This is a genomic window from Niallia sp. WK069_GA_01 (assembly GCF_983173855.1).
In genome coordinates this window covers 237814-262892 of record NZ_OZ470138.1, presented here as the reverse complement: position 1 = coordinate 262892, position 25079 = coordinate 237814, and the positions used below count along the sequence as shown (strand labels likewise).

At 36.9% G+C, this 25079-nt stretch carries 20 protein-coding genes, 4 tRNA genes and 1 riboswitch; of the genes, 3 read left to right on the top strand and 21 right to left on the bottom strand.

The features are described from left to right. Positions 1-96 precede the first annotated feature (96 nt). Entirely contained in the window at positions 97-1008 is a 912-nt protein-coding gene (locus AC5LWL_RS01350) for a LysR family transcriptional regulator (protein ID WP_493432666.1), read from the bottom strand. Positions 1009-1818: 810 nt separating this feature from the next. On the opposite strand from AC5LWL_RS01350, the gene AC5LWL_RS01345 reads away from it, so the two are divergent. Then, positions 1819-2934 carry a 5-methyltetrahydropteroyltriglutamate--homocysteine S-methyltransferase gene (locus tag AC5LWL_RS01345; protein WP_493432665.1) on the top strand — a complete coding sequence of 372 codons (1116 nt, stop codon included), beginning with the start codon at positions 1819-1821 and terminating at the stop codon, positions 2932-2934. Positions 2935-2976: 42 nt separating this feature from the next. Continuing rightward, entirely contained in the window at positions 2977-4341 is a 1365-nt protein-coding gene (locus tag AC5LWL_RS01340) for an MFS transporter (RefSeq protein WP_493432664.1), read from the top strand. A gap of 247 nt (positions 4342-4588) precedes the next feature. On the opposite strand, the gene AC5LWL_RS01335 is transcribed toward AC5LWL_RS01340, so the two are convergent. From AC5LWL_RS01335 to AC5LWL_RS01320, 4 genes are all read right to left on the bottom strand, one after another. After that, on the bottom strand, positions 4589-5932 hold the full coding sequence (locus AC5LWL_RS01335; protein WP_493432663.1) for an amino acid permease: 1344 nt from the start codon (positions 5930-5932) through the stop codon (positions 4589-4591). 294 nt (positions 5933-6226) lie between these two features. Further along, a complete protein-coding gene (locus AC5LWL_RS01330) occupies positions 6227-7582 on the bottom strand; it encodes a transposase (RefSeq protein WP_493432662.1) in 1356 nt (451 codons plus the stop codon). Positions 7583-7821: 239 nt separating this feature from the next. After that, positions 7822-7902, bottom strand: a riboswitch (glycine riboswitch). 543 nt (positions 7903-8445) lie between these two features. Next, entirely contained in the window at positions 8446-8946 is a 501-nt protein-coding gene (cysE, locus tag AC5LWL_RS01325) for a serine O-acetyltransferase (RefSeq protein ID WP_493432661.1), read from the bottom strand. A 53-nt stretch (positions 8947-8999) separates the two neighbouring features. Further along, positions 9000-10322 carry an aspartate aminotransferase family protein gene (locus AC5LWL_RS01320; RefSeq protein ID WP_493432660.1) on the bottom strand — a complete coding sequence of 441 codons (1323 nt, stop codon included), beginning with the start codon at positions 10320-10322 and terminating at the stop codon, positions 9000-9002. A 129-nt stretch (positions 10323-10451) separates the two neighbouring features. On the opposite strand from AC5LWL_RS01320, the gene AC5LWL_RS01315 reads away from it, so the two are divergent. Beyond that, complete coding sequence (locus AC5LWL_RS01315) at positions 10452-11363, top strand: LysR family transcriptional regulator (RefSeq protein ID WP_493432659.1); 912 nt, start codon at positions 10452-10454, stop codon at positions 11361-11363. 124 nt (positions 11364-11487) lie between these two features. On the opposite strand, the gene AC5LWL_RS01310 is transcribed toward AC5LWL_RS01315, so the two are convergent. The 16 genes from AC5LWL_RS01310 to AC5LWL_RS01235 all read right to left on the bottom strand — a co-directional run bounded on the left by AC5LWL_RS01310 (position 11488) and on the right by AC5LWL_RS01235 (position 24989). Further along, a complete protein-coding gene (locus AC5LWL_RS01310) occupies positions 11488-11742 on the bottom strand; it encodes a zinc ribbon domain-containing protein (RefSeq protein ID WP_493432658.1) in 255 nt (84 codons plus the stop codon). A 204-nt stretch (positions 11743-11946) separates the two neighbouring features. Continuing rightward, positions 11947-12441, bottom strand: a complete 495-nt coding sequence (locus tag AC5LWL_RS01305) for an LURP-one-related/scramblase family protein (RefSeq protein WP_493432657.1) — start codon at positions 12439-12441, stop codon at positions 11947-11949. A 100-nt stretch (positions 12442-12541) separates the two neighbouring features. Further along, positions 12542-13249: a DNA alkylation repair protein gene (locus AC5LWL_RS01300; RefSeq protein ID WP_493432656.1), complete on the bottom strand. Its 708-nt coding sequence runs from the start codon at positions 13247-13249 to the stop codon at positions 12542-12544. 313 nt (positions 13250-13562) lie between these two features. Beyond that, complete coding sequence (gene rlmH / locus AC5LWL_RS01295; RefSeq protein ID WP_493432655.1) at positions 13563-14042, bottom strand: 23S rRNA (pseudouridine(1915)-N(3))-methyltransferase RlmH; 480 nt, start codon at positions 14040-14042, stop codon at positions 13563-13565. A gap of 80 nt (positions 14043-14122) precedes the next feature. After that, complete coding sequence (locus AC5LWL_RS01290) at positions 14123-14284, bottom strand: CxxH/CxxC protein (protein ID WP_493432654.1); 162 nt, start codon at positions 14282-14284, stop codon at positions 14123-14125. A gap of 432 nt (positions 14285-14716) precedes the next feature. Next, positions 14717-15919: a S1C family serine protease gene (locus AC5LWL_RS01285; protein WP_493432653.1), complete on the bottom strand. Its 1203-nt coding sequence runs from the start codon at positions 15917-15919 to the stop codon at positions 14717-14719. Between the two features lie 991 nt (positions 15920-16910). Then, positions 16911-17699 (bottom strand): MBL fold metallo-hydrolase, encoded by a 789-nt coding sequence (locus AC5LWL_RS01280; protein ID WP_493432652.1) that lies wholly within the window; start codon positions 17697-17699, stop codon positions 16911-16913. A gap of 6 nt (positions 17700-17705) precedes the next feature. After that, positions 17706-18524 carry a two-component system regulatory protein YycI gene (locus AC5LWL_RS01275; RefSeq protein ID WP_493432651.1) on the bottom strand — a complete coding sequence of 273 codons (819 nt, stop codon included), beginning with the start codon at positions 18522-18524 and terminating at the stop codon, positions 17706-17708. Continuing rightward, on the bottom strand, positions 18511-19836 hold the full coding sequence (locus tag AC5LWL_RS01270) for a YycH family regulatory protein (RefSeq protein WP_493432650.1): 1326 nt from the start codon (positions 19834-19836) through the stop codon (positions 18511-18513). The genes AC5LWL_RS01275 and AC5LWL_RS01270 overlap by 14 nt, the downstream gene beginning before the upstream one ends. Then, on the bottom strand, positions 19833-21680 hold the full coding sequence (gene walK, locus AC5LWL_RS01265) for a cell wall metabolism sensor histidine kinase WalK (protein ID WP_493436509.1): 1848 nt from the start codon (positions 21678-21680) through the stop codon (positions 19833-19835). The genes AC5LWL_RS01270 and walK overlap by 4 nt, the downstream gene beginning before the upstream one ends. Before the next feature lie 10 nt (positions 21681-21690). Continuing rightward, positions 21691-22401 (bottom strand): response regulator YycF, encoded by a 711-nt coding sequence (gene yycF / locus AC5LWL_RS01260; protein WP_493432649.1) that lies wholly within the window; start codon positions 22399-22401, stop codon positions 21691-21693. A 562-nt stretch (positions 22402-22963) separates the two neighbouring features. Continuing rightward, a tRNA-Phe gene (locus tag AC5LWL_RS01255) sits at positions 22964-23036 on the bottom strand. Between the two features lie 216 nt (positions 23037-23252). Beyond that, a tRNA-Asp gene (locus AC5LWL_RS01250) sits at positions 23253-23329 on the bottom strand. A gap of 14 nt (positions 23330-23343) precedes the next feature. After that, a tRNA-Glu gene (locus AC5LWL_RS01245) sits at positions 23344-23415 on the bottom strand. 6 nt (positions 23416-23421) lie between these two features. Further along, positions 23422-23497: transfer RNA gene (locus AC5LWL_RS01240), tRNA-Lys, on the bottom strand. A gap of 199 nt (positions 23498-23696) precedes the next feature. Continuing rightward, the gene (locus tag AC5LWL_RS01235; protein WP_493432648.1) at positions 23697-24989 is read right to left on the bottom strand and encodes an adenylosuccinate synthase; all 1293 of its coding nucleotides are present in this window, start codon (positions 24987-24989) and stop codon (positions 23697-23699) included. Positions 24990-25079: the final 90 nt, after the last annotated feature.

Sequence of the window (25079 nt, the reverse complement as noted above, 5' to 3'; positions counted from 1 at the left end):
TAAATTCTATCTATTAAAAAAGCTGTCTACAAAAGTAACTTTTGTAGACAGCTTTTTTCCTTTTTTATTCTAATCTTTATCACTTTATCACCTGTATCATGGTGCATAGAAATCAATGATTAGCTTAAGCTCTTCTAAATATAATTTAGCCATTCGACTCAATTGAGTTTTTTTATGCACTACCCAACCAACAGTAATGATTTCTCCTTCTTCCAGTGGAACAGATACAATGTTAGAACCATTTAAATCCGCACTTAAAATTCCAGTGGATATCGTATAGCCATTCAAGCCAATCAATAAGTTAAACAGCGTTGCCCGATCACTAACTTGAATACTTTTTTTACTTGGAATGGTGCTGAAAATTTCTTCTGCATAATAAAAGGAGTTAAACTCTCCTTGTTCAAAACTTAAGCGTGGGTAATCTTCTAAATCCTCTAAGGTTACAGAGGACTTCTTCGCAAGTGGATTTTGAGAACTCACAAAGATATGAGGGTTGGCTTTAAAAAGTATATGAAAATCAATTCCCTCCTCCTTTAACAGCTGCATCATTACTTTTTCATTAAAGGAGCTAATATATAAAATTCCAATTTCACTACGTAAATTCTTAACGTCTTCAATAATTTCATAGGTTCTAGTTTCTCTCATAGTAAATTGGTATTTATCTCCTCCATGTTTTTTTATCATTTCAACGAATGCATTTACGGCGAATGCGTAATGCTGTGTGGAGATAGAAAATAATTGCTGGGAAGGAGCTGTATTAAAATAGCGTCGCTCTAGTAGTTCCGCTTGCTCTACTACTTGTCTTGCGTATCCTAGGAACTCTGCTCCATCTGGTGAGAGTGTGATGCCTGTAGATGTACGATTAAAAATAGTAATGCCCATTTCTTTTTCTAGTTCTTTTATAGCTTTTGACAGACTTGGCTGTGATATATATAATCTGCGTGCAGCCTCATTAATGGAGCCGCACATAACAACTTCTATAACGTATCTTAACTGGTGCAATTTCATCTTTCGTACCTCTTTTTTCTTCCTTTTTAAATAGGTTTATTATTCTTAGGCTACCGTGGAAAGAGGGCTTAGCTCTCTCGATTAGTCCGCAGTCAGTATACTCTTCGCTTTCCCACGGGAGTCTTCGTGTATTCCACCTGCTCTCTGCTTTAAACTTTTTCCATAAAACAAAATAGAAACATGCACCTTTTCATGTGCCGTGAAGCAAATTCTTATTAGTCTGGTTGTCTATCCTGTGAATAGCTATGCTGAATCTAAATTAGTCCGCAGCCAGCATACACTTCGCTTTCCTGCGGGCGAGCGTCGAGCCTCCTCGCTTGCGCTGCGGGGTCTCGTCTTTCTCGCATTCCCGCGGGAGTCTTCGTGTATTCTGGCTGCTCCCTGCTTATAAACTTTAGAAACCTGCTTCTTTCAAGTGCCGTGGTTCGTAGTGCGTTTTTTTGCATGAGTTGTATTGTTCTGTGACGTTACACTCTCTGTTTTTTTGAACGCTTGCGGTGGCTCTAAAGGATGATCTTTATTGGTCGAATATTTCTTTCGGTCAAATATTTTCCACTCTGGGATTTATGTACTTACTTCTATCTTTATTTTATTCTTCTATTTTAACCTGAAGAGAGTTTAAGTTATAGATAGCTCCCTTTGCTTTTTGGGACTTTTTTAGAGAATAGGTAAAAAATAAATACATGATAATTTCAGTCGTTATAGCTTTTAGTTATAACGACTGATCACCTTTATCAGTTACACTATATCCCTCTAATCATGTTAGGATACTTACATCAGATATAAAGTAGAAAGAAATGAGGAATTTTTATGAGTACATTAAATAAATCTAACACTCCTTCAACGATTTTTCGCGCGGATCAAGTTGGGAGTTTATTACGTTCAGATATAATAAAAAAAGCACGCTTACAGAGCGCTGCTGGAGAAATCTCTTTAGAACAATTACGCATCATTGAAGATGAGGAAATCGCAAGAATTGTTTTAAAACAAAAGGAAGTTGGGCTGCAAGCTGTTACTGATGGAGAATTCCGCAGAGCTTGGTGGCATTTTGATTTCTTAGAAAATTTAGTTGGCGTTAATGGCTTTTGGACAGGAAATGGCATTCAATTTCATCAAAAACAAACAAAATCTCGTGCAATTAAAGTAGCAAGTAAATTAGATTTTGGCAATCACCCAATGATAGAAGATTATAAATATCTTCATCAAGCCGCTGGCAACCATACAGCTAAATTTACCATTCCAAGTCCAAGCATGCTTCACTTTCGCGGAGAAATTGATAAGTCCGTTTATAAAGACGAGGAAGAATTCTTTGATGATTTAGCTAAGACATATAAAAAAGCATTGCAAGCATTTTATAATGCTGGTTGTCGCTACCTTCAGCTTGATGATACTTCTTGGGCTTATCTCTGTTCAAAAGAACAAAAAGAACAACTTCGTTCAAAAGGAATAGATCCTGATTATCTAATCAAAATGTATTTAGATACACTAAACAAATCGCTAGCAGACCGACCAGATGATCTAAAGGTTACGATGCATATTTGTCGTGGGAATTTCCGCTCTACCTGGATTTCTTCTGGTGGATATGAACCAGTTGCAGAACAATTATTTGGACATCTAAATGTCGATGGTTTCTTCTTAGAATATGATAATGATCGTTCAGGTGGATTTGAACCTCTTCGTTATGTAAATAGATCAGATTTAAACATTGTTTTAGGCTTAATCACCTCAAAATTTGGTGAATTAGAAAGCAAAGATACCATTATAAAACGAATTGAAGAGGCATCACAATTTGTTGATTTAAATCAGCTAGCCTTAAGCCCTCAATGTGGGTTTGCATCTACGGAAGAAGGCAACTTATTGACAGAGGAACAACAATGGGAAAAACTTCGCCATGTCGTAGAAATCTCCAAAGAAGTTTGGAAATAAAGAAAAGTTTAGGATAAAGAAAAAGAAACAAGGAGGAACGACATGCGCGTTGTTCAAACTTCTCAGGTAATAGCTGAAAGTAAGTTTAATAAATTTCATTTACTCGTTTTTATTTGGTGTTTTTTTGCCATTGCATTTGATGGTTTTGACATTGCCCTTTATGGAATCGGATTACCGTTGATGATGAAGGATTATCATTTAACGGTTGTAGAGGCCGGAGCAATTGGAAGTTATTCTATAATCGGAATGATGATCGGTTCTTTTGTACTCGGTTCTCTTTCTGATATTATTGGACGTAAAAAAATATTAGCAATTTGTATGCTTTTATTCAGTGTATTTTCCTTATGTGCTGGTTTAGCACCAAATTCACTGACCTTTACGATTATGCGTTTTATTGCTGCTCTTGGGATGGGTGGATTAATGCCAGCTGTAATTGCCATGATGACAGAATATTCCCCTAAAAAAAAACGGGCATTAATAGTTGCAACAATGTATTGTGGTTATTCATTAGGAATGATTGCGGCTTCTCTTACAGGAATGTACTTAATGGAAAGTTTAGGATGGAGATTTTTGTATTGGCTAGGGGTTATCCCGCTTATTACTCTACCTTTGTTTCTTAAACAATTTCCTGAATCACTATCCTATTATCTCCTTCGTAACCGAGGTGAAAAGATAGCGAGTATTCTAAATAAGGTAGATCCTAAAGGAAACTATCAACCAACAGACGATTTCGAATATGAGACTGTCAAAGAGCGGGCAAAAGGATTTCCAGCCAAAAAATTATTTTCAGAAAATCGAATTGTTAGTACGTTAGCTTTTTGGACTGTCGTGTTTAGCTGTCTTCTGATGATCTATGGTTTAAATACATGGCTTCCTAAAATTATGCAAGGTGCTGGATATGGAATTACTTCCAGTTTATCATTCAGCCTAGCGTTAGGAGTCGGGCAAATTGGTGGGTCCTTATTAGGCGGTTACTTAGTGGAGCGATTGGGCCATCGAAAAGTACTTGTCTTTATGTTCTTAACAGGGGCTATTTGTTTTGTCTCTCTTAGTTTAACGTCTAATATGCTTTTACTGTATGTACTAATTGCCATTGGTGGTGCTTGCACAGGCGGAACGCAAAACTTAGTAAATCCATATATATCTGAATTCTACCCACAAGAAATACGTACTACAGGCATTAGTGTAACGGTTGGCATTGGACGAATAGGAGCAATATTTGCACCACTGTTAATCGGTCTCTTGCTAGCGACTAATTTAGAACCGCAGCAAGCCTTTATGGCATTTGCAGTGCCAAGTATTATTGGAGGCATTGCCCTTTTACTAGTACAAGAGAAATATGGAAGTTTTGATCAAGTCATTAAACCAACTAACAGAAGTCTTAAGACAGAGAAAGCATCTAGCTAACGCTGGAAAATAGTTAAGAAATAACCTTGGATTCAAAAAATAGGCTCCCCTTCAAGCAGCAGTGTACTAATAAAAATCTGCTTACTTAAAAGGGGAGCGTTTTTTTGCCTTTAAAACATTTTTTCAGTAGAATGCTAGTTTGTAAGCTGGGAAGAAGGCGAGTATAGCTTAATTCCTCATTTACTTATACTAATCATATGTTTTTACCCTAATCCCTAGCATAACTTGTTGTGTTCTATCATTCTATTTAGTTCGTTTTCCTTCTAGCCCTATATAAAATAAATAATAGAATAAACCATAGCGGTGTCAATAATAAAGCTGGACGTGTTTCTTTAGCAAACAGCATAATAATGAGAACCATAGCAAACAAAGCTAAGACAACATAATTTATAAATGGTGTAAAAGGTGCCTTAAATGTTGATTTTGCATGTAATTGCGGCTGTGTTTTTTTATATTTTAAATGACAAATAAGAATAACACCCCATACCCAAATAAAACAAATAGCACTAATGGTTGTCACGATTCCAAAGGCTTGTCCCGGTATCAATTTACTCAAAAGAGCTCCCACTGTTAGAACAAGTGTAGATATCCATAATCCGTTACTTGGTACATGATTTTTATTCAGTTTTGCAAGCTTAGATGGTCCTTGGCCATTATTGCTTAAATTATATAAAATTCGGCTTGTTGAAAACATCCCACTATTACAAGCAGAAGCTGCTGAAGTTAATACAACAAAATTAATAATTCCTGCGGCAACCGGAATTCCGACTAAACTAAATGTTTTAACAAACGGACTTTCTGTTGCATTTAATTCCATCCATGGGTTAATAGATAATAGAACAATAATGGCACCAACGTAGAAAAATAAAATTCTTAATGGGATTTTATTAATAGCCGATGGAATATTTTTTGCTGGATCCGATGTTTCCGCTGCTGAAACCCCAACTAATTCCACCCCAACATATGCGAATATAACCATTTGAAAGGAAAGTAAAAAGCCTGAAATTCCGTTCGGAAAAAATCCTCCATATTGCCAAATATTTTGAAGCGCAACCGCTCCTGCATCCGTCTTGAATCCTATCACTAACAAAATAATCCCAATAGCAATTAATAAGAGAATGGTAATTACCTTTATTAAAGCAAACCAAAATTCTAATTCGCCAAAAAGCTTTACCGTTAATAGATTAAGTCCTAATAAAATGACTAAGCAAATAAGTGCAGGTATCCATTGCGGGATATGAAACCAATATTGTACATATACACCAACTGCAATAATATCAGCCATAGCTGTCATAATCCAACAAAACCAATAGGTCCATCCCGTAACAAACGAGGCCCAAGGTCCAAGATACGTTTCGGCAATGTCTGTTAAAGATTGCGCACCTTCTTTAGATAATAGTAGTTCTCCTAGCGCTCTCATAACAAAAAAAATGGCTAAACCTACGATTAAGTAAGCAAAGATGATAGAGGGACCTGCTAGCTGTATCGCTTTGCCGGATCCTAAAAATAACCCAGTACCAATTGTGCCGCCAATCGCGATTAATTGAACATGTCGATCAGATAAATCCCTCTTTAATTCTCGTTGTTCCAATTCTTTCTCCTCCTTACAATCCATAAACCTTTCTTGTGAAACATTGAGCAATAAATGCACAACAATTAAGAAAAGCGCAAGCGACTTGGTAAGCCCTGAAGAAAAATGTTCTCCTGACTCAAAAAGTGCTTTTTACTTTTAGAGGCAGGAGGTTATCTTTCACAAGGGCTAGGCGCTGGAGCTAGACACTAATCTAAGCTGAAAAATTTTATACTTGAGTCAATTTCATAAGTCCAACTTTTAAAAAATCAAAAACTTGCAGAATTTAAATGCTTTTAATTTTTTTTACTTTGATTAAGCAACTTGGTGTTGATTGGACATTTGATTCAGACGATCTGCAGCTAATTTTGAAGCATTATAAACTAACGTAACGAGGTCAAAATGGACTTTAGCCTTTTTTCCTGTACGATAACGAACATTGTTTAATTGAAAATATCCCTTAAGATAAGCATTCACACGTTCTACCGCCGTGCGTCTTTTGAAGATCTTATTCCATATTTGAGATCCACGTGCTGGCGCTGTATATTTTCTTAAATCGGTAGTGATTTTTACTTTATACACCTTTTGACATAGACCATCATTGGCTAATGGACAGTCCATACATTCGTTTGGACGTGTGTATTTTAGTGTTTCATATTTACCATCAAAGCTATCATAACGATAGGAATGTTCACGGACACAAGTAGGAGCGAAATGCTTATCAAAACCAATTGGTTCTGGTTCATTGCGTTTATTATAAGCAATCACAGCTCGATGACCCATTCGATGTATCTGCGTATAAATGGCTTCAAAATCGTAACCAGCGTCCATTGTTTCATAGAGTAAAGAAGAAAGTGATAGTCGTTCGTGAATTCCTTTTAATAAAGGAATCGCAGCCTTTCCGTCATTCAAGTTAGCCGATGAAAGAAGGGATTGAAGAATATATTGACTGGATGTTCCAACAGCCAAATGAGCTTTAAATCCATACCAAAAAACGTTTTTTCCTTCGCTGTTTTTCTTCACACCCCACTGTGGATCTTGAGGAATTTCAGCTCGAAGTTCGGCTAAAGGAATGGCTAACTGATCTTCGATTTTTTTATCAAAAAGAGGCAGATTGGCTTTCCATTCCGCTTTTTCGATGAGCCATTTTTCCTGTTCTTCTTTTGGTTTACGCCCACGCTTTTTTGGTTCACTTTTCGGTTGTTCTTCCTTTGGTGGTGCTGCATCTTTTGCGAGAAAGTGAGTAGCGTCAATGGCTACTGTATCATCGGAAATAAAGCCTTCTGAAATCGCTTGATGAAGCAAGGTTCCTTGGACTTTTTCAAGTACATTCGATTCACTGAGGATGGTGACCATTCTGGAATAAGCTGCTTCTGACGGAATAGTATCGGACACTAAAAAGCCACAATCGAGGCGAAAAATCATGTCATTCTGTAATCTTTTCACTAAATCTTTAATAAATGGAATACGCTCTGTGATTCTAGCAACGAGTGAACAAATCATCGCTACATAATTCAACTCAACGGGTCTTCCAAAACGTGATTTCTTCGTTACCACAGCGAAGATTGGTTCCATGTCAATAGAAGAAAAAATAGCTTCAAAACGTTGGGTAGGTTCTAAATCATATAATTCTTGTAGGCCAAACAGGCTTCCTTGTCGTATAATAGTCATAGGGAGTCTTCCTCCAGTCTCATAAGTTTGTGTGGTGCTTACTTATTTCGACATTTTGGGGAGGTACTCCTTTTTTTGTGCCTCAGATAGCTTGCGGCTCTAAGGGTTTAATTTATGAAATTGATTCACTTTCTTATCTTTTAAAAAAAAAAGAGATTGGATAGCCTCCAATCTCCTGGTCATAAGAATAACAAATAGTATTTGTCTGCTAACTATTATCAGTATGACAAATAAATATTCAGTACTCTTCTGTCCTTTTGCCTGAGATTGTGAACCCTTCGGCGCCGCAAAATTTCCGCGGTCTCTCCAGAAGCTGCTCCAGCTATAGTAGAAAATCCATAGCAATCATAGCCTTCTAATTATTAAGTTATTCGATAAGTATGACTACTATCGAACAGTTGTTTATTTTAATAGCAGTTACATGTTTTGTCAATGACAAAATAAATTTGCTTTATTCTATTCTCCTAAAAATAGGAGATAAAAATGATTACTAGAATACATCATTTACTTATGCTAGGGTTTATCGTGATGTACTATTAATAAGGTTTTTATCATTCTTTAGCTTATCAATACGTATTATTCATATACTATTAATAATCAAAATGAGGAAATTTTTTACACCATTCACCATTAAAAACCCGTATCTCTACACGTTCTAGATACGGGCTTTTTTAATCTATTTTGTTTAGTTATCACGGAAAATACTCCAAATGAAGATAATCCTTGAAAAGGGGGAGTCTCACATTCAGTGGTTCATTTTATCCACCAATTTGTAGTTCCTAGGCGCAACAAATGCAGTCATAATGGCTGAAAATGCAACAATAATGGATTTTGCTCTACACCTAATCACCCCTTTCGCAAAGCTATTTCGGCGATAGGATTCTTGCTGGATTGCCTACTGCTGTATGTTGAGCTGGAACGTCTTTCAAAACAAGAGACAATGCTCCGATTTTTGCGCCATCTTCTATTGTAATTGCTCCTAGCACTGCGGCACCTGCTCCGATAAAGACATGATTCCCTATCTTCGGATGACGTCTTCCTGGCTTATTACTTATTCCTCCAAGTGTGACACCATGATAAAGGACAACATTGTCCCCAATCTCTGCTGTTTCTCCAATGACTATCCCTGTTCCATGGTCAATCAGCAGTCTTTTTCCAATGGTAGCTGCCGGATGAATTTCTACCCCTGTGAGCACATGGGCAAGCTGAGAAATCAACCGCGCCGCTAAATGAAGATTCCTCTTCCACAAAAAATGGGATAACCGGTAAAACCAAACTGCATGTAATCCAGAATAAGTGAGAACCACTTGGACGTTCGAGGTAACAGAAGGATCATGTTCCCGAACCATTTGAATTTCCTCCATTAGAGTTGATTTTCTCCTGAATTGAAGTGGCTTGTTGCTCATTTTCAGTAGTTTCATAACGTATTCTCCACATCTGTAATGGCTTGATTAAGAATGGAAAGCCCTTCGTCCAACTCTTCATAACTTACAGTGAGCGGAGGCGCTATTCGAAACACCCCACCCATACCAGGAAGACAGACAATATTCATATGGAGACCTAACTCGAGGCATCTTGCCGTAATTCGATCACCAATCTCTTCTGAGCGTTCTTTGCTCACCTTATCCTTTACAATCTCGATTCCTTGAAGCAGACCGCGCCCTCTAGCGTCGCCAACAACCTCGTGTGTTTGCACCAACTTTCTGAGTGCTGCGGCTAGATATTCGCCTTTTTCTCGGACTTGCTCGAGGAGATTCTCCTGTTCAATCACATTCATGACCGTGCATCCAACCGCTGCTACAAGTGGATCATTGACATGGGATGTGTAAAATACAAAACCATTATCATGGGCTTTTTGCTCGATTTCTTCTGTTGTTACGAGCGCTGCAAGAGGGAGCCCTGCACCGAGTGTTTTGGATAAGGTCAAAATGTCTGGCGTTACATCGTCATGCTGGAATCCGTACCAATGACCTGTTCGCCCAAAGCTTGTTTGCGCCTCATCAAAGATTAAAAGCATTCCTCTCTCCTGACATTTTTTCTTCAACGCAGCCAAATATCCAGCTGGAGGAACAAGGATGCCACCACCTGATACAATCGGTTCTACAATGCATGCTGCCAAGCTCCCAACAGATTGAGCATCAACCATAGCAAAACCATAGTCTAGCTGTTTTTGCCAATCAAGATCTCCATTTTCATCCACAAAATCTGGACGGTATTCATAAGGGGTAGGAATGGCTAACTGCCCAGGTGAGCCAGGTAAACCACTTTTCCGAGCAGAAGCATACGTTGCTCCTGCACTCGCTTCTGTTAAACCATGCCAGGATCGGTTAAAAGAGACAATCTCGAACTTCCCTGTAACCAACTTTGCCATTCTTATTGCCGCTTCATTTACTTCCGAACCAGTTGATAGAGGAATGACTTTCGTTAGAGGATCCGTTACCGTCTGGGCAATATGCGTGCATAGGTTAATGCTAGGTCTTGAGAGCATGCCACTAAACAGATGATCAAGTCGGCCAGCAGCTTCACCAATGGTTGCCACCACATCAGGGTGAGAATGACCAATTGTTGAAGACATCTGACCAGACGTAAAGTCTAAGATTTTTCTGCCATCTTCCGTATATAGATAGCTCCCCTTCGCATGGTCTATAATTTCTGGAATAAAAAATGGTGCGCCATACCTCCCAACATGTCGCTTTACGTCCTCCCAAGGATTTTCTCTTTTTTCATATGGATTCATCATTTCTCTTCCTCGCTCTCTTTCCTCCATTTGCTCTGCCGCTATTTAATGTTTATTATTAATGAATATAAAACAATAAACAATCAAGTTTTTCTTAACAATATGTTTAGTTATGCTGAAAGGAGGAGTCAAATGCTTAACACTTGGCGATTACAATTACTTGTACAATTCGAAACCTTAGGAACGATGCATCGTGTTGCTGAAATCATGTACATAAGCACAGCAACCGTATCACAGCAGCTTAATCTTTTAGAGAAAGAAACCAATACCATTCTGTTTGAAAAAGTTGGGCGAAGAGTACAATTGACCCATGCAGGACATGCTCTAGTGAAACAGGTTAGACCTGTGCTTAATCAACTGGAACAAATTGAAAACTCTTTAAATGACACTTCTGACATCATTCAGGGAACTGTTAGGATTGCCTCCTTCTCAAGTGCTTTGCGTACAATTGTTATTCCAGCAGTATCAAAATTATCAAAGATATTCCCTCAACTTCAGATCCGATTAACCGAAATGGAACCTGATGCAAGTCTTCCTGCAATTGACTCCCATCAATTTGATCTAGCAGTTGTTGGTTATTTTCAAAAGCCTCATTCGCTTAAGCAAAACGATCGAAACCTCATTGAACTTGGAATGGACCGTCTGATGGTACTGGCCGGTGAGGAAAATCCACTGACAGACCATCCTCACGTCACTATCGAGGAACTTATGGAGGAGAACTGGGTACTAGAGCCTGATGGTACCTATCTTGCAGAATATACAAAAAACCTGTGTCATACTGCAGGATTTCAACCAAATATTATGAACATCTTTCAGAGCTATTCGACCATACAAACAGTGGTTGCACAAAACCTTGCTATTGGAATTCTGCCGAAACTAGCCGTATCAGAGCAGGTAGAAGGCGTTCATCTGCTAGATCTCCAACCAGAATCGACACGCCATATATATCTTGTTGCTCGCAGATCCCAAACAACCATTCGTTCCATACAGATTGTTATAGAAGCAATTAAAGAGCAAGCGAGGGTTGTGTTTGGTGATTGTTAGTGGTTAAAGAGTGGGGAAAATAAAAATGGACAACTAGCGATGGTTTGGAAGAAACAAACCATCGCTAGTTGTCTATTTTAGTACCAAGATGAAGTAAACTACTCTTTTAAATTAGATTAAATATCTATTTCCACCTCTCCAATTTATGAAGGTTCTTAACAAACATCGCTGATAAAAACTTGGGAAACCCCATTTCGATGCATTTACCTTTTACAAATTGTTTCATATCATCTACAGAAATATCCTTTTGCGTAAATTCTCCTTCTTGATAGCAATGCTTACAATACATCAAACTTTTATCTAAATTCTTCTCCGTGCCACGATCTTCCTCTTTTTTTAATGGCATGGCACAGCTTTGGCATTTTTTATATTCTTTCATACGATCACCTCAAAATGTACTTTCAATAAGCTTCTAGTGTTTTGTAAATTGATTTTCCCCAAGAAATATTTACATAGAATCTCTATAATGAAAAGCAGGATTCTTGTTCATGTTTCCCTGCTTTTTGATGTTCATTCAACTACTATTTTTCATTTTGACTTTCTAAAAGAAACCCGTCAGTATTTTATGTTGTACATCCTTACGTTAAGTCGTTGCTGAGGAAGCAGCTGCTTGGTCAGCCTTCACACAATCAATTGCGACAACGAGCGCAATGATGATGGGTTCCATCTCTTCATCTACTATTTGAACCTTATAGCTATCTCCCCAAGTGAACCACTCCTTGCTCACTTTACCGACAACTTTACCATGCTGTACTATCTGAAAATCCATGTCCCACCAATTACCTTGTACTTCAATGCCTGCCGCATCAATCGTATATCGTGCTTTAAAGAGAGAAAACTCCTTCTTAATCGTTAACACCTCTCGACCATTAACCTCAACAAAAAACTTCGGTAAAAAGCTGAACACCTTTTTGGTAATGAGCGCAACTTCTTCTCTTGTTGTATTCATAATGGAGAAAGATTTTGGAATTTGCATAAAACTGCCCTCTACGTAATAAATATCCTTCTCCTGCTGATCCTTTACGGTAAATTTTCCACTTAGACTGAATACCTTCTGCTTTATATAAAGTTGCTTCATATTATACCTCCTCTTATATTAGTAAAGAACACTTTCTAGACGAATTTCCATTTAATTGGTAGCGGGGAACAGATTCCATAGTTCGCGCTGCTACTACTTATTAACATCTTACATGTTTACGTTTAAAACCAAGCTTTCCTCTATCCACTTCTTTTTGAATACTTTCATACGCGTTTAGGAAACTGCTTTTTTTCTTGTCCCGTTTGACTTCCACTATTCCCACTTTTATGGCTGTTTCGACTGCTTTTTCATGAAGTGGTAAATAGGAAATCCCTACGGTGTATAGAAAATTATTCATGGAAGATTTCGTTCTTTCTGGCGAGTCATGAATCGTATTTTTCACCATATCAAGCATATTGGAAATCTTACTTTCAGAAAATTCATGGTCATGGCGATTCCCTAATAGCCAACAATAGCAACTCCACCCCGCTGACATACTCAGTTCATTACCACTTACAATCCATTTATCAGCAACGTCTTGTGCTATTTCTGACTCTGATAATGTTACTGCCACTACAAAATCACCTAGCATATAAAAATATGCTCCATCCATCCAACGATTAAAATCCGATTCATTCATAGCTTTTGGGTCTGCTATAATGCCTGCAAAGTACATGGCATCGTAGTTACCTGTGGCGTAAAGCTCTTCAGCTAACCGTTGATTTATTTTTATTTTCTTTGCAACTGGTTTCATAGCACCTGTAGCCACACCAAAAAGCGGCTCGTGCGCACCATTAGATAGGTATATTTTTTTCGTTCGTTCCTTGCCGAGGGCTTCAAGCTCCTGCATAACTGTTCCGAAATCCATCGTTGTTCCCTTCCTTCCTATTCATGTACTTGGTCGCAGGGACGCCTCGAAGCGACTTCCCACTGACCAGCCTTATAAACCCTATACAACTGTATAATTTTAGAATTCCGTGAGATCTCCCCAGTTAAGGTGCTAACTCCTTCCCTCCATTGAAGAACTCCCTGTTATCTTCTATATTAGCAAATGATGAAACAATTTCCCAAATCTATATACATAGCAAAAAAGAAAAACAGCCAAACTAATTTCTTAGCTTGACTGCCATCACAACTGATTAGTTTTATTAACAATTAATCATCAGTAGGTAGAACCTCATTTACTTATGATACGGTTCCCCCCTAATAATCCGAAACGCCCGATAAACCTGCTCCACCAACACCAACCGCATCAACTGATGAGGAAAAGTCATCTTGCTGAATGATAACTTCTCATCTGCACGCTTTAATACATCATCACTTAACCCTAACGATCCGCCAATAATAAAAGCAACCTTGCTTTTGCCGTATGTGGCGAGTTTATCCAATGTGTCTGCTAATTCCTCCGACGATTTTTGTTTGCCTTCTATAGCTAAAGCAATAACGTGGGCATCGGCTGCAACTTTGGCTAGGATTCTTTCTCCCTCTTTTTTCTTTACTTGAATCATTTCAGCATCGCTTAATATTTCTGGGGCTTTTTCATCTGGTACTTCGATAATTTCTATTTTAGAATAGCTTGACAGCCTTTTTGTATATTCAGCTATTCCTTGCTTTAAATATTTTTCTTTTAGTTTTCCAACCGTTATAATTGAGATATTCACATGTATTCCTCACTTTACGAACAACATATCCACAAAACTTATCCACATATCCACATTTTTAATCCACATCTAGTGGCAGATCACTTGTTTGCCACCATATATACTGCGTTATTTTTACAATATTCACAGGTTGTTGATAACTTTTCTTCTTCCTGAATTTTCTCTAAAATCGGAAAAGTTTCGTACTCATTTACTACCGTATCTATTGCTATATCTATATGTTCTTCACAACTATAAATCATTTTCCCTACTCCTTTTTGCTTCCACTGCATTTCTTTTTCTTTTATTTTATGTGGATAACATCTTTTTTCTATAAGATTAAACTTATCCACACTTCATCTTATCATTCCAAATAAAAACTGCAACTATTCCTTTGCAATTTCTTAGCACAACCTCTTTATTCTTCTGTTTTTACATATTAATACTTTTTTAAAAAACAAATAAGAAAAGCGCAAGCGCCTTGGTAAGCCCAGAAGAAAAATGTTCTCCTGACTCCAAAAGGGCTTTTTACTTTTAGAGTCAGGAGGCAATACTCACTGGGGCTAGGCTGCTTGCGCTAGACATTAATCTAAGTTGAAAAATTTTATACTTTCTTATCTTTTAAAAAAACAGGAAGGATCATCCCTTCCTGCCTGCAGAATATAAACAAATCATTTTTTCAGCAACTATCCATTTTACATCTTATCTTCTGAAAGCACTACATCTGCTGTTTGCAGCTTTCCTTCTCGATAATATTTAATGGTTAATGTGTCGCCGATTTTTTTCTTGTTATAAAGATATTTTCGTAAACCCATTAAATCACTTATTTTTTGTCCATCTAACTCTTCAATAACATCCAATTCTTTTAATCCGGCTTTTTGGGCGGGAGAATTAGGAGTTACCGCTTTAATCGCTACCCCTGTTGTGACTTTATCCGGCAGCTTTAATGCTTCTTTCTGATAATATCCTGGAATATCGCTTACTGATTGTAGTTCTACTCCCATATATGGTCTTTTTACTTCTCCATATTGTTCTAAATCCTCGATAATTGGTTCGGCAGCATTAATTGGGATCGCCAGCCCAATTCCTTCTACCGATGATTCAGCAATCTTCATGCTGTTTATCCCGATAAGCTGCCCTTCAATATTAACTAGTGCCCCGCCACTATTTCCAGGGTTGATGGCAGCATCTGTTTGAATAACTTCAGACTGCCAATCTTCTATCCCATCTTCATTTATATCAACAGGAATCGTCCGTTGTAATCCAGAAACAATTCCTTGTGTAACAGACCCTGAGAATGTAATCCCAAGCGGATTCCCAATCGCTATGACTGGTTCTCCTGTTTTCAGCACATCAGAGTTGCCAAATTCAGCGATCTTGCTGATTTCTTTTGCATCGACCTCTACAACCGCTAAATCAGTCCATACATCGCTGCCGACGAGTTTGGCGCTTATCTTTTGCCCGTCTGCTAAGGTTACCTCTAATTCCGTGGCACCTTCGACAACATGATTATTGGTTACGATATAGGCCTTATCACCGCTTTTTTTATAAATAACACCAGAACCAGTGCCTGCTTCTTGGGCCGTTGTATCTTTCCAAAAGTTAGATGATTGCAAATTGCTGATTCCAACAACCGTATCCGCCGCTTTATCGACCGCTTTTGTTACATTTGTCTCTACATTTATCGATACATTTTTTGTGCCATTTTCATTTGTTGTAATAGCATGATCAGCTTCTTTCCCATCAGAAAGAAAACCATAATCTGATAACCGCGGTATTAACAACAGTACAAGCAATGCTCCTATAACAGCTCCAATAAGTCCTGAAAAGAAGTAACCTCCTCTTTTTTTCACTGGTTTCTCCCGACGATTATCCTCATCGTAATCACCGTAAGGCATGCACATCATTCCTTTCTGCTTACATTATCTATCCTAATCCTTACCGTTTACGTAACGACGGAATAAGTTCATTAATCTATTTTTCCTTATTTTCGAAAAAACAAACACGATAATTGCTAACAAATAAAATAATCATTAAAAGTCGCGTGACGCACTTTTTCTTCCTCTTTCCCGCTATTTTGTCCTTCACAAACCGTATGAGGCACTTTTTCTTCCTCTTTTCCGCTTTTTTTGTCCTTCACAAACCGTATGAGGCACTTTTTCTTCCTCTTTCCCGCTCTTTTTGTCCTTCATAAGCCGTATGAGGCACTTTTTCTTCTTCTTTTCCGCTCTTTTTGTCCTTCATAAGCCGCATGACGCACTTTTTCTCTTACTTTCCCGCTCTTTTTGTCCTTCACAAACCGTATGACGCACTTTTTCTCTTACTTTCCCGCTTTTTTTGTCCTTCATAAGCCGTATGAGGCACTTTTTCTTCTTCTTTCCCGCTCTTTTTGTCCTTCATAAGCCGTATGAGGCACTTTTTCTTCTTCTTTCCCGCTCTTTTTGTCCTTCATAAGCCGTATGAGGCACTTTTTCTTCTTCTTTCCCGCTCTTTTTGTCCTTCATAAGCAATAATATGGAAATATTTTAAGGTTTCCAATTTGATAGAGTAGAAATAAGAACCAAGCCTTCCTGTTCTCTTCCTTGCAGAACAAAAGTGCAAGTGACTTGAACAGCTTAAAAAAAATGTATCCAGATCCAAAAAGCACTTTTAAAGGCATGAGACAATACTCACAAGAGCTAGCCGATTGCCAGTTAAAAACGCCACATTTTTATATCTTCATCGCCACTAGTACGTTCTGTACATCGAAGACTAGATGCAGACAAAACCGCCATGTTATCCACTCTCCACTTTCATTTATTATTTCCTCAATAAAAAAACGACAGGATTCATCCCATCGTCTCGGTTTCATCTGATTATTTTTCCAAATGTTCGGCCAAATCTTAACGGTTAAATTGCCGTCAATATCGTAGGAATTTTCGGATCTGTATCCTTTAATGCTAGCTTATCATCTAACAAAATTCCCCGGTTCTCCAACGTCTGACTAACAGACATTCTTGCTAAATCTTTCATATTATTATCTTGGCTTAAGTGAGCCAAGTAAATATGTTTTGTTCGATCACCAATTACTTCACTCATTGCAATTGCTGCATCTTCATTACAGACATGTCCAACATCGCTTAATATCCGTCTTTTAATATTCCAAGGATATCTTCCCATGCGTAGCATTTGAACATCATGATTGCTTTCAAATACATAAGAATCTGCATTGTGAATGATGCCTTTCATTCGATCGCTGACATATCCCGTATCTGTAATCAGCACAAATTTTTTATCTCCTTCATGAAAAACATAAAACATTGGCTCTGCAGCATCATGTGATACGCCAAATGATTCGATAGAAAGATTGCCGAATGATTTTACTGTTTCCATATCAAAATGAAATTTCTGTTCTAGTGGAATTTCCCCAATTAAAGGATCCATCGCATTCCATGTTTTTTCATTTGCGTATATGGGCAATTTATATTTACGAGCAACGATTCCAACCCCTTTAATATGGTCACTATGCTCATGGGTTACTAAAATTCCTGTTAATGTATTCATTTTCCGGTCAATGTGTTGAAACAATGACTCCATTTGTTTGCCACTTAATCCAGCATCCACTAAAAATGAATATTCCCCACTTTCCACATAAATTGCATTCCCTGTACTCCCACTTGCGAGAACACTAAAATGCATTTTCTCTCACTCCAATTTACTAGGATCGCTATCTATTTTTATAATTTGGTTATCAAAAGCATTTACAAACAGACTTCCTCCATCGTCCATTACAATGCGCCATGTAGGCGTCAGTACTTGTGTAGAGGAATACTGCATAGTAGAAGCATACTGTGGTGAATAATAACCAAGCTCGAACTTTTTCACTTCGCTGTCATTATTAATATAGCTATTCATAAATAGCGTATATACAGCATTCACTGGTCGAATAATGGCTTCTTTATCTTCAATTTCTTTAATATTATCCAGATATGTTTGTCGATAGGAAACTACTTTATTCTGTTCATTTAAAATTAGGGTCAATTTTGCATTTGCATTTTGATACAATATTTTCCCATCATATTGTTGATAATACGTAATGATATTGTCTGTTTTATTCCAATAACGATATTGATCCCCATTTAAAATATGCGTTTGGATAAAATCAGTTAAATCCTCTTGTTTAAATGAATCACTAAGACTTAGTGGTTTCTCCAACTCTGCTTGTAAAATATTACTTCCAACAATTCTGATCGTTTGGCCTTTTAAAAGTCCCTTTTCCCACTTTTTCACTTCTTCCTGACTAAAGGTTTTCGATTTAGCAGATAAGTACTGATCTTTTTGTATATCCCTTGATGAATTCTGTGGGTAGGTTACTCCATAAGAGGCTAGTGTATTTTCAACAGGAATTTCCTCTTCTAAAGAGTAATTTTGCGATTCCTTCAGACCTGTATATTCATAGATTAAATATATATCAAGAGCTAAAAAGGCAAGAATAAAGATGGTTTTAATTTTACTCCAATCCAATGTGTTTGCCTCCTACATCACTTGCATTCAATTGATACCATTTATCGTTGTACTTATAAAACCAGCATGGCTTTAAGTTAACAATACGTTGCGATTCTACCACCATCTCATAACCAATCAAAACATTCTGCAGCTTCTCTTTATTATAGTCCTTTATATTCTCTAAATAATCTAAAACAGCCTCTCCTTCCATTAATTTTGTCTCAGCCGGATCAAAGTCTGTTCCAGAAGTATAGAGATTGCTTGTACTAAATGTTTTTACATCATTGTTTTCCCATATTACTTGAATTTCTGATACATTATTCTCTAAATTAAAAATCGGGTAGCCTGCCGGATTATACAAGCGAAATAGCGCTTTTCTAAGACGGTCATTTTTGTCCACGTAGCGATATTGATTTAATTGATTGATCCAGCCGCCATGCTGATTCACATAATCAATACTATTTTTTATTAACTGGTTATCTACAGTTGAATTTGCCGTAACCCCAGATGGCTTTAAAAAGGATACTACATGTGTATCTTTATCGATTCTTAGCAGACCTGTATCATCAGTAAATTCTTCCCGATTAGCAAACAAGCTTTTCTGCACAATACTTGGCTCATTGAAAAGAGCCCTTTTTAATTTAGCCGAGTCAATCGTCTTGTATAAATATTTATACTTTTTCATATCCGTTTTATTGTTCGGCAAGTAAATAAGGTTATTTTCTGTTACTTTATAGGAAAAATAAGTTGTATAACTACTATTTTCTGCTGTTACATGATTTGTGAATTTTTTCAAATCATCAATATAGGCTGCAGAAACCGTACTTCTATATACCTTTCCATTTGTTCTGGAGATAAAATAGACAGACCCCTCTTGATTCTTTGAAAGATCATAAGAAATAAGAATCGTATTAAAATCAAAATTGTTATTTTCTTTTATATTTAAAATATTTTTATATAAACTAAAAGGTACTTCGGCAGGAAATCGAATTTCCATACTATGGTCTTGCTGCTGAATAAAAGAAGCTATATTTTCTGTATCTATTTTCTTTAAGTTAGTAAATTCCCATTTTTTTATGGTACTCACTATATCATTTATTTCCTTTAAAGAAATCGCCCCATAGTTCTCCCCGTTTAAATGCTGATAAATACTGTCTGGCTTAACGATCTCGCCAACTTCCTTTGTTAAACCAATTTTCTCAGGTGCTATTGTGGACGAATCTGTTGATTGTTCATAGTTACCTTGGTGTGTCCATAAAACATAATATAAAAGGATACTTGATAAAACAAGAACGGATAATATCATTGTCTTTATATTTTCATATCTCATACCCAATCATCATCCTCTTCCGATTGAATATAGGGAAGAGTAAATGAAACCTTTGTACCCTTTCCTTCTTTACTTGTTGCCCATATTCTGCCTCCATGTGCTTCTACCATTTCTTTAGCAATAGCAAGTCCAAGTCCAGTACCGCCAAGTTTTCGAGTCCTTGCTTTATCTACACGATAAAAACGCTCAAATACTTTGTCGAGATTTTCTTTTGGAATTCCTACCCCATTATCAGAAACACTTACAATGATTTGCTTCTCTTGGTCTTTAATGGAGAACGTTACTTTTCCGCCTTCAGGAGAATATTTCAGTGCATTAGAGATAATATTATCTAAAACTTGTGTTAGCTTGTCTTCATCTATTTCCACAAAAGCAGCCTGCTTAGGAAGCCTCCGTTCAAATGTCACATTTTGCTCTTTTGTCAGTTCAAAACGATCGATAATACGATTATAGAACACAATAAAATCAACTAATTCTCTATTTAGCTGATAATCCCTACTATCTAATTTAGATAATTGCAGAAGATCATTTACTAAACGTATCATCCGCTCTGTTTCATTTTGCGTTACCTCTAAAAAGTTAGGAGCCAATTCTTCATCCTTCCACGCACCTTCGGATAATGCCTCTACATAGCTTCTCATCGTTGTTAATGGTGTGCGCAGCTCATGAGATACGTTCGCAACAAATTCCTTTCGCTCCATATCTATTTTTTCCTGCTCTGTAATATCATGCAGTACAGTAATAAGACCGTTGACAAACCCTGTTTCTTTTTGAATAACAGATATATTTGCCCGTAGTATATATGGCTCGTAATGCGTGCTATAATCCAAAATAACCGAATCTCTTTCGTCCAATAGCTCTTCAAACGTATACTTTTCCTCTAATCCTAACAGCTTAATAATCGATTCGGATAATACTGTTTCACGTGAAACATCCAACATCTTGGCTGCCGGTTCGTTTATTAATATAATACGTCCTCTTCTATCTGTTGCAATAACTCCATCTGTCATATAGGAAAGTACGGATGACAGCTTTCTTCGTTCACTTTCCGTTGTAGCTTGTGACTCTTGAAGCTTCTTTGTTAAATTATTAAAAGTAATCGCCAACTGTCCAATTTCATCAAATCCATATACTTTTACTTTCCTAGAGAAGTTCCCTTTTGATAAAGCAAATGCATGCTTTTGCATATCAGATATCGGCCTTGTTATCGTTCTAGCAAGCAATACACCTAATAAAGCGGTCACTACTAGTGTGATAATGGTACCTCTTTGAAAGATTTGGTTGATTTCATCCATTTGAGTAAATACATTTTCAATTTTTCCGACTAAATAGATTGCTCCTATCGCTTCTCCACCTTGAGGTCTGATAGGAATAATCGATACAGATATTCTCTTTTTTGTGTTATTATCAATTGATTTAATCGGCTTAAGAGCGGATGTGGAAGGATTGGTCATGACTCTCCTTACTTCCTTATCCACCATTTTTTGCCCGATTAAATGTTGATTTTCTGGATCGGATGTTCCTATGATAATCGAATTACGGTCAAGCACTCTAATCTCTTGAATATCATTGGAATTATTATCATCACTTAAAAGTCTTTTTACATCATCCTCTAACGTAGGATCTCCGTTTTCTACCGATCGCTCTTTTGTAAATTGTTCTTCTAAATAAATAGATAAAATATTTACTCTATCTTGAATAGATGCTTCAAAGTTATTATTTAATGTCCTCTGCAGCGTTTGTACAAAATATACTCCAATTATTTGAATCGAGATCAAAATAAGCAGGACAATGATCATCACTAGCTTTAAATGAATAGATCGAAAAAAACTTACTTTTTTCATCACTTTATTATTACTCCTGTTCAGGGTTTCTTAAATAGTAGCCAACACCTCTTCTAGTCACAATCCATGTTGGATGACTAGGATTATCTTCTATTTTCTCTCTTAATCTCCGCACTGTTACATCTACTGTTCTTACATCTCCGTAATAATCATAACCCCATACCGTTTGCAGTAAATGCTCCCTTGTCATGACTTGTCCAATATGCTTCGCTAAATAGTGAAGCAACTCAAATTCACGATGTGTCAACTCAATCATATCCCCACGTTTAGAAACAATATATGCGTCTGGATGAATGATTAAGGATCCCACTTCTATTTCGTTTGTTTCATTTTCTTCTTCAGCTGCCGATGGAACTTGTTGATGCCTGCGCAAATTCGCTTTAACTCGTGCAATTAACTCTCTTGTGCTAAATGGTTTTGTTACATAATCATCTGCACCAAGTTCAAGACCAAGTACTTTATCAATTTCAGAATCCTTTGCAGTCAACATGATAATTGGCATTTCGTATTTTTTTCTTATTTCCCTACAAACTTCCATTCCATCACGTTGCGGGAGCATAATATCAAGCAAAACTAAATCCGGCTTAATTTCCTCCACCTTTTCAATAGCGGCATTGCCATCATATGCACAATAAACTTCGAAACCTTCTTTTTTTAAATTAAATTGTAATATATCCGCAATTGGTTTCTCATCATCTACGACTAGAATCTTTTTGTTCATACCATTTTGCTCCTTTAGGTTAAATGTATCTATATCAATGTATTTATTATTGTTTACTACTACAGTCTACTTTACCATTTTAATTGTATATATTCACTTTTTTCGTATATCTGAACGAATTCCAGTACATGTTAGACTGATGAATGAACGTTCGCTAAGAAAAGCGCAAGCACCTTATCAAACGTATAAAAACCCTCACAAGCGAGGGTTTTATCATTTAATATTTTTTTATCTACCAGCATAAAGAGATACCCCTTTCCGCTTCAAAATAGATAGTAGCTTTTTTATATCTTATTGTTATATTTTAAAACATGGATACTTTTTTGTACAACAAAACGGTTATCCCAATTACAAATGAAGGATGAAAATTTACTATTTAATCCATACTAATTTACTTTATCATAAGTTATCTTAAAAAAAACCTTTGTCTTGATTTTGTAATAGATTTGTATAATCCGAGTAAAGGTGAGACCGAATAAAAAAGCATAATAGCAGCTATTTACACACATCTTGTGAAAAATATAAAAAAATGACTATGAATATTCATAGTCATTTTTGAGAGTGGCTCAGGACGGAATCGAACCGCCGACACAAGGATTTTCAGTCCTTTGCTCTACCGACTGAGCTACTGAGCCATAATAAGATATTTATTCTGTATTTATGATTTTTCCTTCAAGCTGATTCTTCTTTTGGATGTATTCCTTCAAAGCTAAAAATCAGGTTGCTGCTTTGCTTCACAACTTAATCAAATATAATCTATCGACTGAGCTGCTGAGCCATATTATTATTTTTGTCTGTTGTAAACTAAAAAAAATATATGTAAAATATGCTCGAAGCATATAGAAAAAATATGGCGGTCCGGACGGGACTCGAACCCGCGACCTCCTGCGTGACAGGCAGGCATTCTAACCAACTGAACTACCGGACCAGATATTTTTAAAATGACCCATACGGGATTCGAACCCGTGTTACCGCCGTGAAAGGGCGGTGTCTTAACCGCTTGACCAATGGGCCATGAAATGGTGAGCCATGGAGGATTCGAACCTCCGACCCTCTGATTAAAAGTCAGATGCTCTACCAACTGAGCTAATGGCTCGTTATTTGCTTTGTTAAATTGTCATTTGCGACGCTTTTTATAATATCATAGGTTTCAAATAAAAAGCAATAGTTAATTTGATTTTTTTATCAAACTAGCATATTTTTTTTATGAGCTTTAAAATAATATTTTTAAAGCCCGTAAAAAAATGTCTAAATAAAGGAGAACATCCCTTATTTAGACATCCTATCCGTTTAAATTAATATTGTCTCCAAGGACTATGCACAACATTTGTTTGTGTACGATCCGGTCCAACAGAGAAAATAGAAAGCGGGATACCAGTAAGCTGTGCTACTCTTTCTAAGTAGTGACGAGCATTTGCCGGAAGCTCATTTAAAGACTTGCAGTTCGTGATGTCTTCAGTCCAGCCTGGAAGCTCTTCATACACAGGTTCACACTGCGCCAACGTTTTTAAACTAGCAGGGAACTCCTCGATTATTTCTCCATTAAACTTGTATGCTACACAAATTTTTAATGTTTCAATTCCAGTTAATACATCAATTGAATTTAAAGAAAGATCTGTTATTCCACTAACACGGCGTGCGTGACGAACTACAACACTATCAAACCAGCCAACACGTCTTGGTCTGCCAGTGGTTGTTCCATATTCGCGGCCAACTTCTCTTATTTGATTTCCAATTTCATTCACTAATTCTGTTGGAAAAGGTCCGTCTCCCACTCTTGTTGTATAAGCTTTTGATACACCAACAACATGTTTGATTTTAGAAGGTCCAACACCAGAACCAATTGTTACTCCACCCGCTACTGGGTTAGAAGAGGTAACAAATGGATAAGTACCTTGATCAATATCTAGCATAACTCCTTGTGCACCTTCAAAAAGAACACGGCGGCCATCATCTAGTGCATCATTTAATACAACAGATGTATCGCAAACATATTGTTTAATTTGTTGGCCATATTCATAGTATTCATCAAGAATATCCTCTATTTTAAAACCATCTGTTTCATAAATGCGTTCTAATAATCGGTTTTTCTCTGCTAAGTTTCGAATTAATTTTTCTTCAAACACTTCTCTGTCTAATAAATCAGCCATACGAATTCCAATTCTTGCAGCCTTGTCCATATATGCAGGGCCAATTCCCTTTTTCGTTGTGCCAATTTTATTAGCGCCTTTGCTTTCTTCTTCCACTTCATCTAATTTCAGATGATATGGCAAGATAACATGTGCACGATTGCTGATTCGAAGATTGTCCGTTGTAATACCACGATCATGTAAATACTTTAATTCTGTGATAATTGCCTTTGGATCAACAACCATTCCATTACCAACTACACAGATTTTTTCACTATAAAAAATTCCAGAAGGAATTAAATGCAATTTGTATGTTTCACCATTAAACTTAATTGTATGTCCTGCATTATTACCGCCTTGGTAACGTGCAATCATTTCCGCATTCTCAGATAAAAAGTCTGTAATCTTTCCTTTTCCTTCGTCTCCCCATTGAGTTCCTACCACCACTACTGATGACATATCCAAGCACCTCCAAAGGTTACTATTATATTTTATATTCTTTATCAAACATAACTATTTTATCAAAATTTTAAGGCAAAAGTCAATAAA

Coding starts and splice junctions, on each gene's coding strand:
- AC5LWL_RS01350 (WP_493432666.1), bottom strand. CDS start 1,008: ATGAAATTGCACCAGTTAAGATACGTTATAGAAGTTGTTATGTGCGGC.
- AC5LWL_RS01345 (WP_493432665.1), top strand. CDS start 1,819: ATGAGTACATTAAATAAATCTAACACTCCTTCAACGATTTTTCGCGCG.
- AC5LWL_RS01340 (WP_493432664.1), top strand. CDS start 2,977: ATGCGCGTTGTTCAAACTTCTCAGGTAATAGCTGAAAGTAAGTTTAAT.
- AC5LWL_RS01330 (WP_493432662.1), bottom strand. CDS start 7,582: ATGACTATTATACGACAAGGAAGCCTGTTTGGCCTACAAGAATTATAT.
- cysE (WP_493432661.1), bottom strand. CDS start 8,946: ATGGAGGAAATTCAAATGGTTCGGGAACATGATCCTTCTGTTACCTCG.
- AC5LWL_RS01320 (WP_493432660.1), bottom strand. CDS start 10,322: ATGATGAATCCATATGAAAAAAGAGAAAATCCTTGGGAGGACGTAAAG.
- AC5LWL_RS01315 (WP_493432659.1), top strand. CDS start 10,452: ATGCTTAACACTTGGCGATTACAATTACTTGTACAATTCGAAACCTTA.
- AC5LWL_RS01310 (WP_493432658.1), bottom strand. CDS start 11,742: ATGAAAGAATATAAAAAATGCCAAAGCTGTGCCATGCCATTAAAAAAA.
- AC5LWL_RS01305 (WP_493432657.1), bottom strand. CDS start 12,441: ATGAAGCAACTTTATATAAAGCAGAAGGTATTCAGTCTAAGTGGAAAA.
- AC5LWL_RS01300 (WP_493432656.1), bottom strand. CDS start 13,249: ATGGATTTCGGAACAGTTATGCAGGAGCTTGAAGCCCTCGGCAAGGAA.
- AC5LWL_RS01290 (WP_493432654.1), bottom strand. CDS start 14,284: ATGATTTATAGTTGTGAAGAACATATAGATATAGCAATAGATACGGTA.
- AC5LWL_RS01285 (WP_493432653.1), bottom strand. CDS start 15,919: ATGCCTTACGGTGATTACGATGAGGATAATCGTCGGGAGAAACCAGTG.
- AC5LWL_RS01280 (WP_493432652.1), bottom strand. CDS start 17,699: ATGCATTTTAGTGTTCTCGCAAGTGGGAGTACAGGGAATGCAATTTAT.
- AC5LWL_RS01270 (WP_493432650.1), bottom strand. CDS start 19,836: ATGAGATATGAAAATATAAAGACAATGATATTATCCGTTCTTGTTTTA.
- walK (WP_493436509.1), bottom strand. CDS start 21,680: ATGAAAAAAGTAAGTTTTTTTCGATCTATTCATTTAAAGCTAGTGATG.
- yycF (WP_493432649.1), bottom strand. CDS start 22,401: ATGAACAAAAAGATTCTAGTCGTAGATGATGAGAAACCAATTGCGGAT.
- AC5LWL_RS01235 (WP_493432648.1), bottom strand. CDS start 24,989: ATGTCATCAGTAGTGGTGGTAGGAACTCAATGGGGAGACGAAGGAAAA.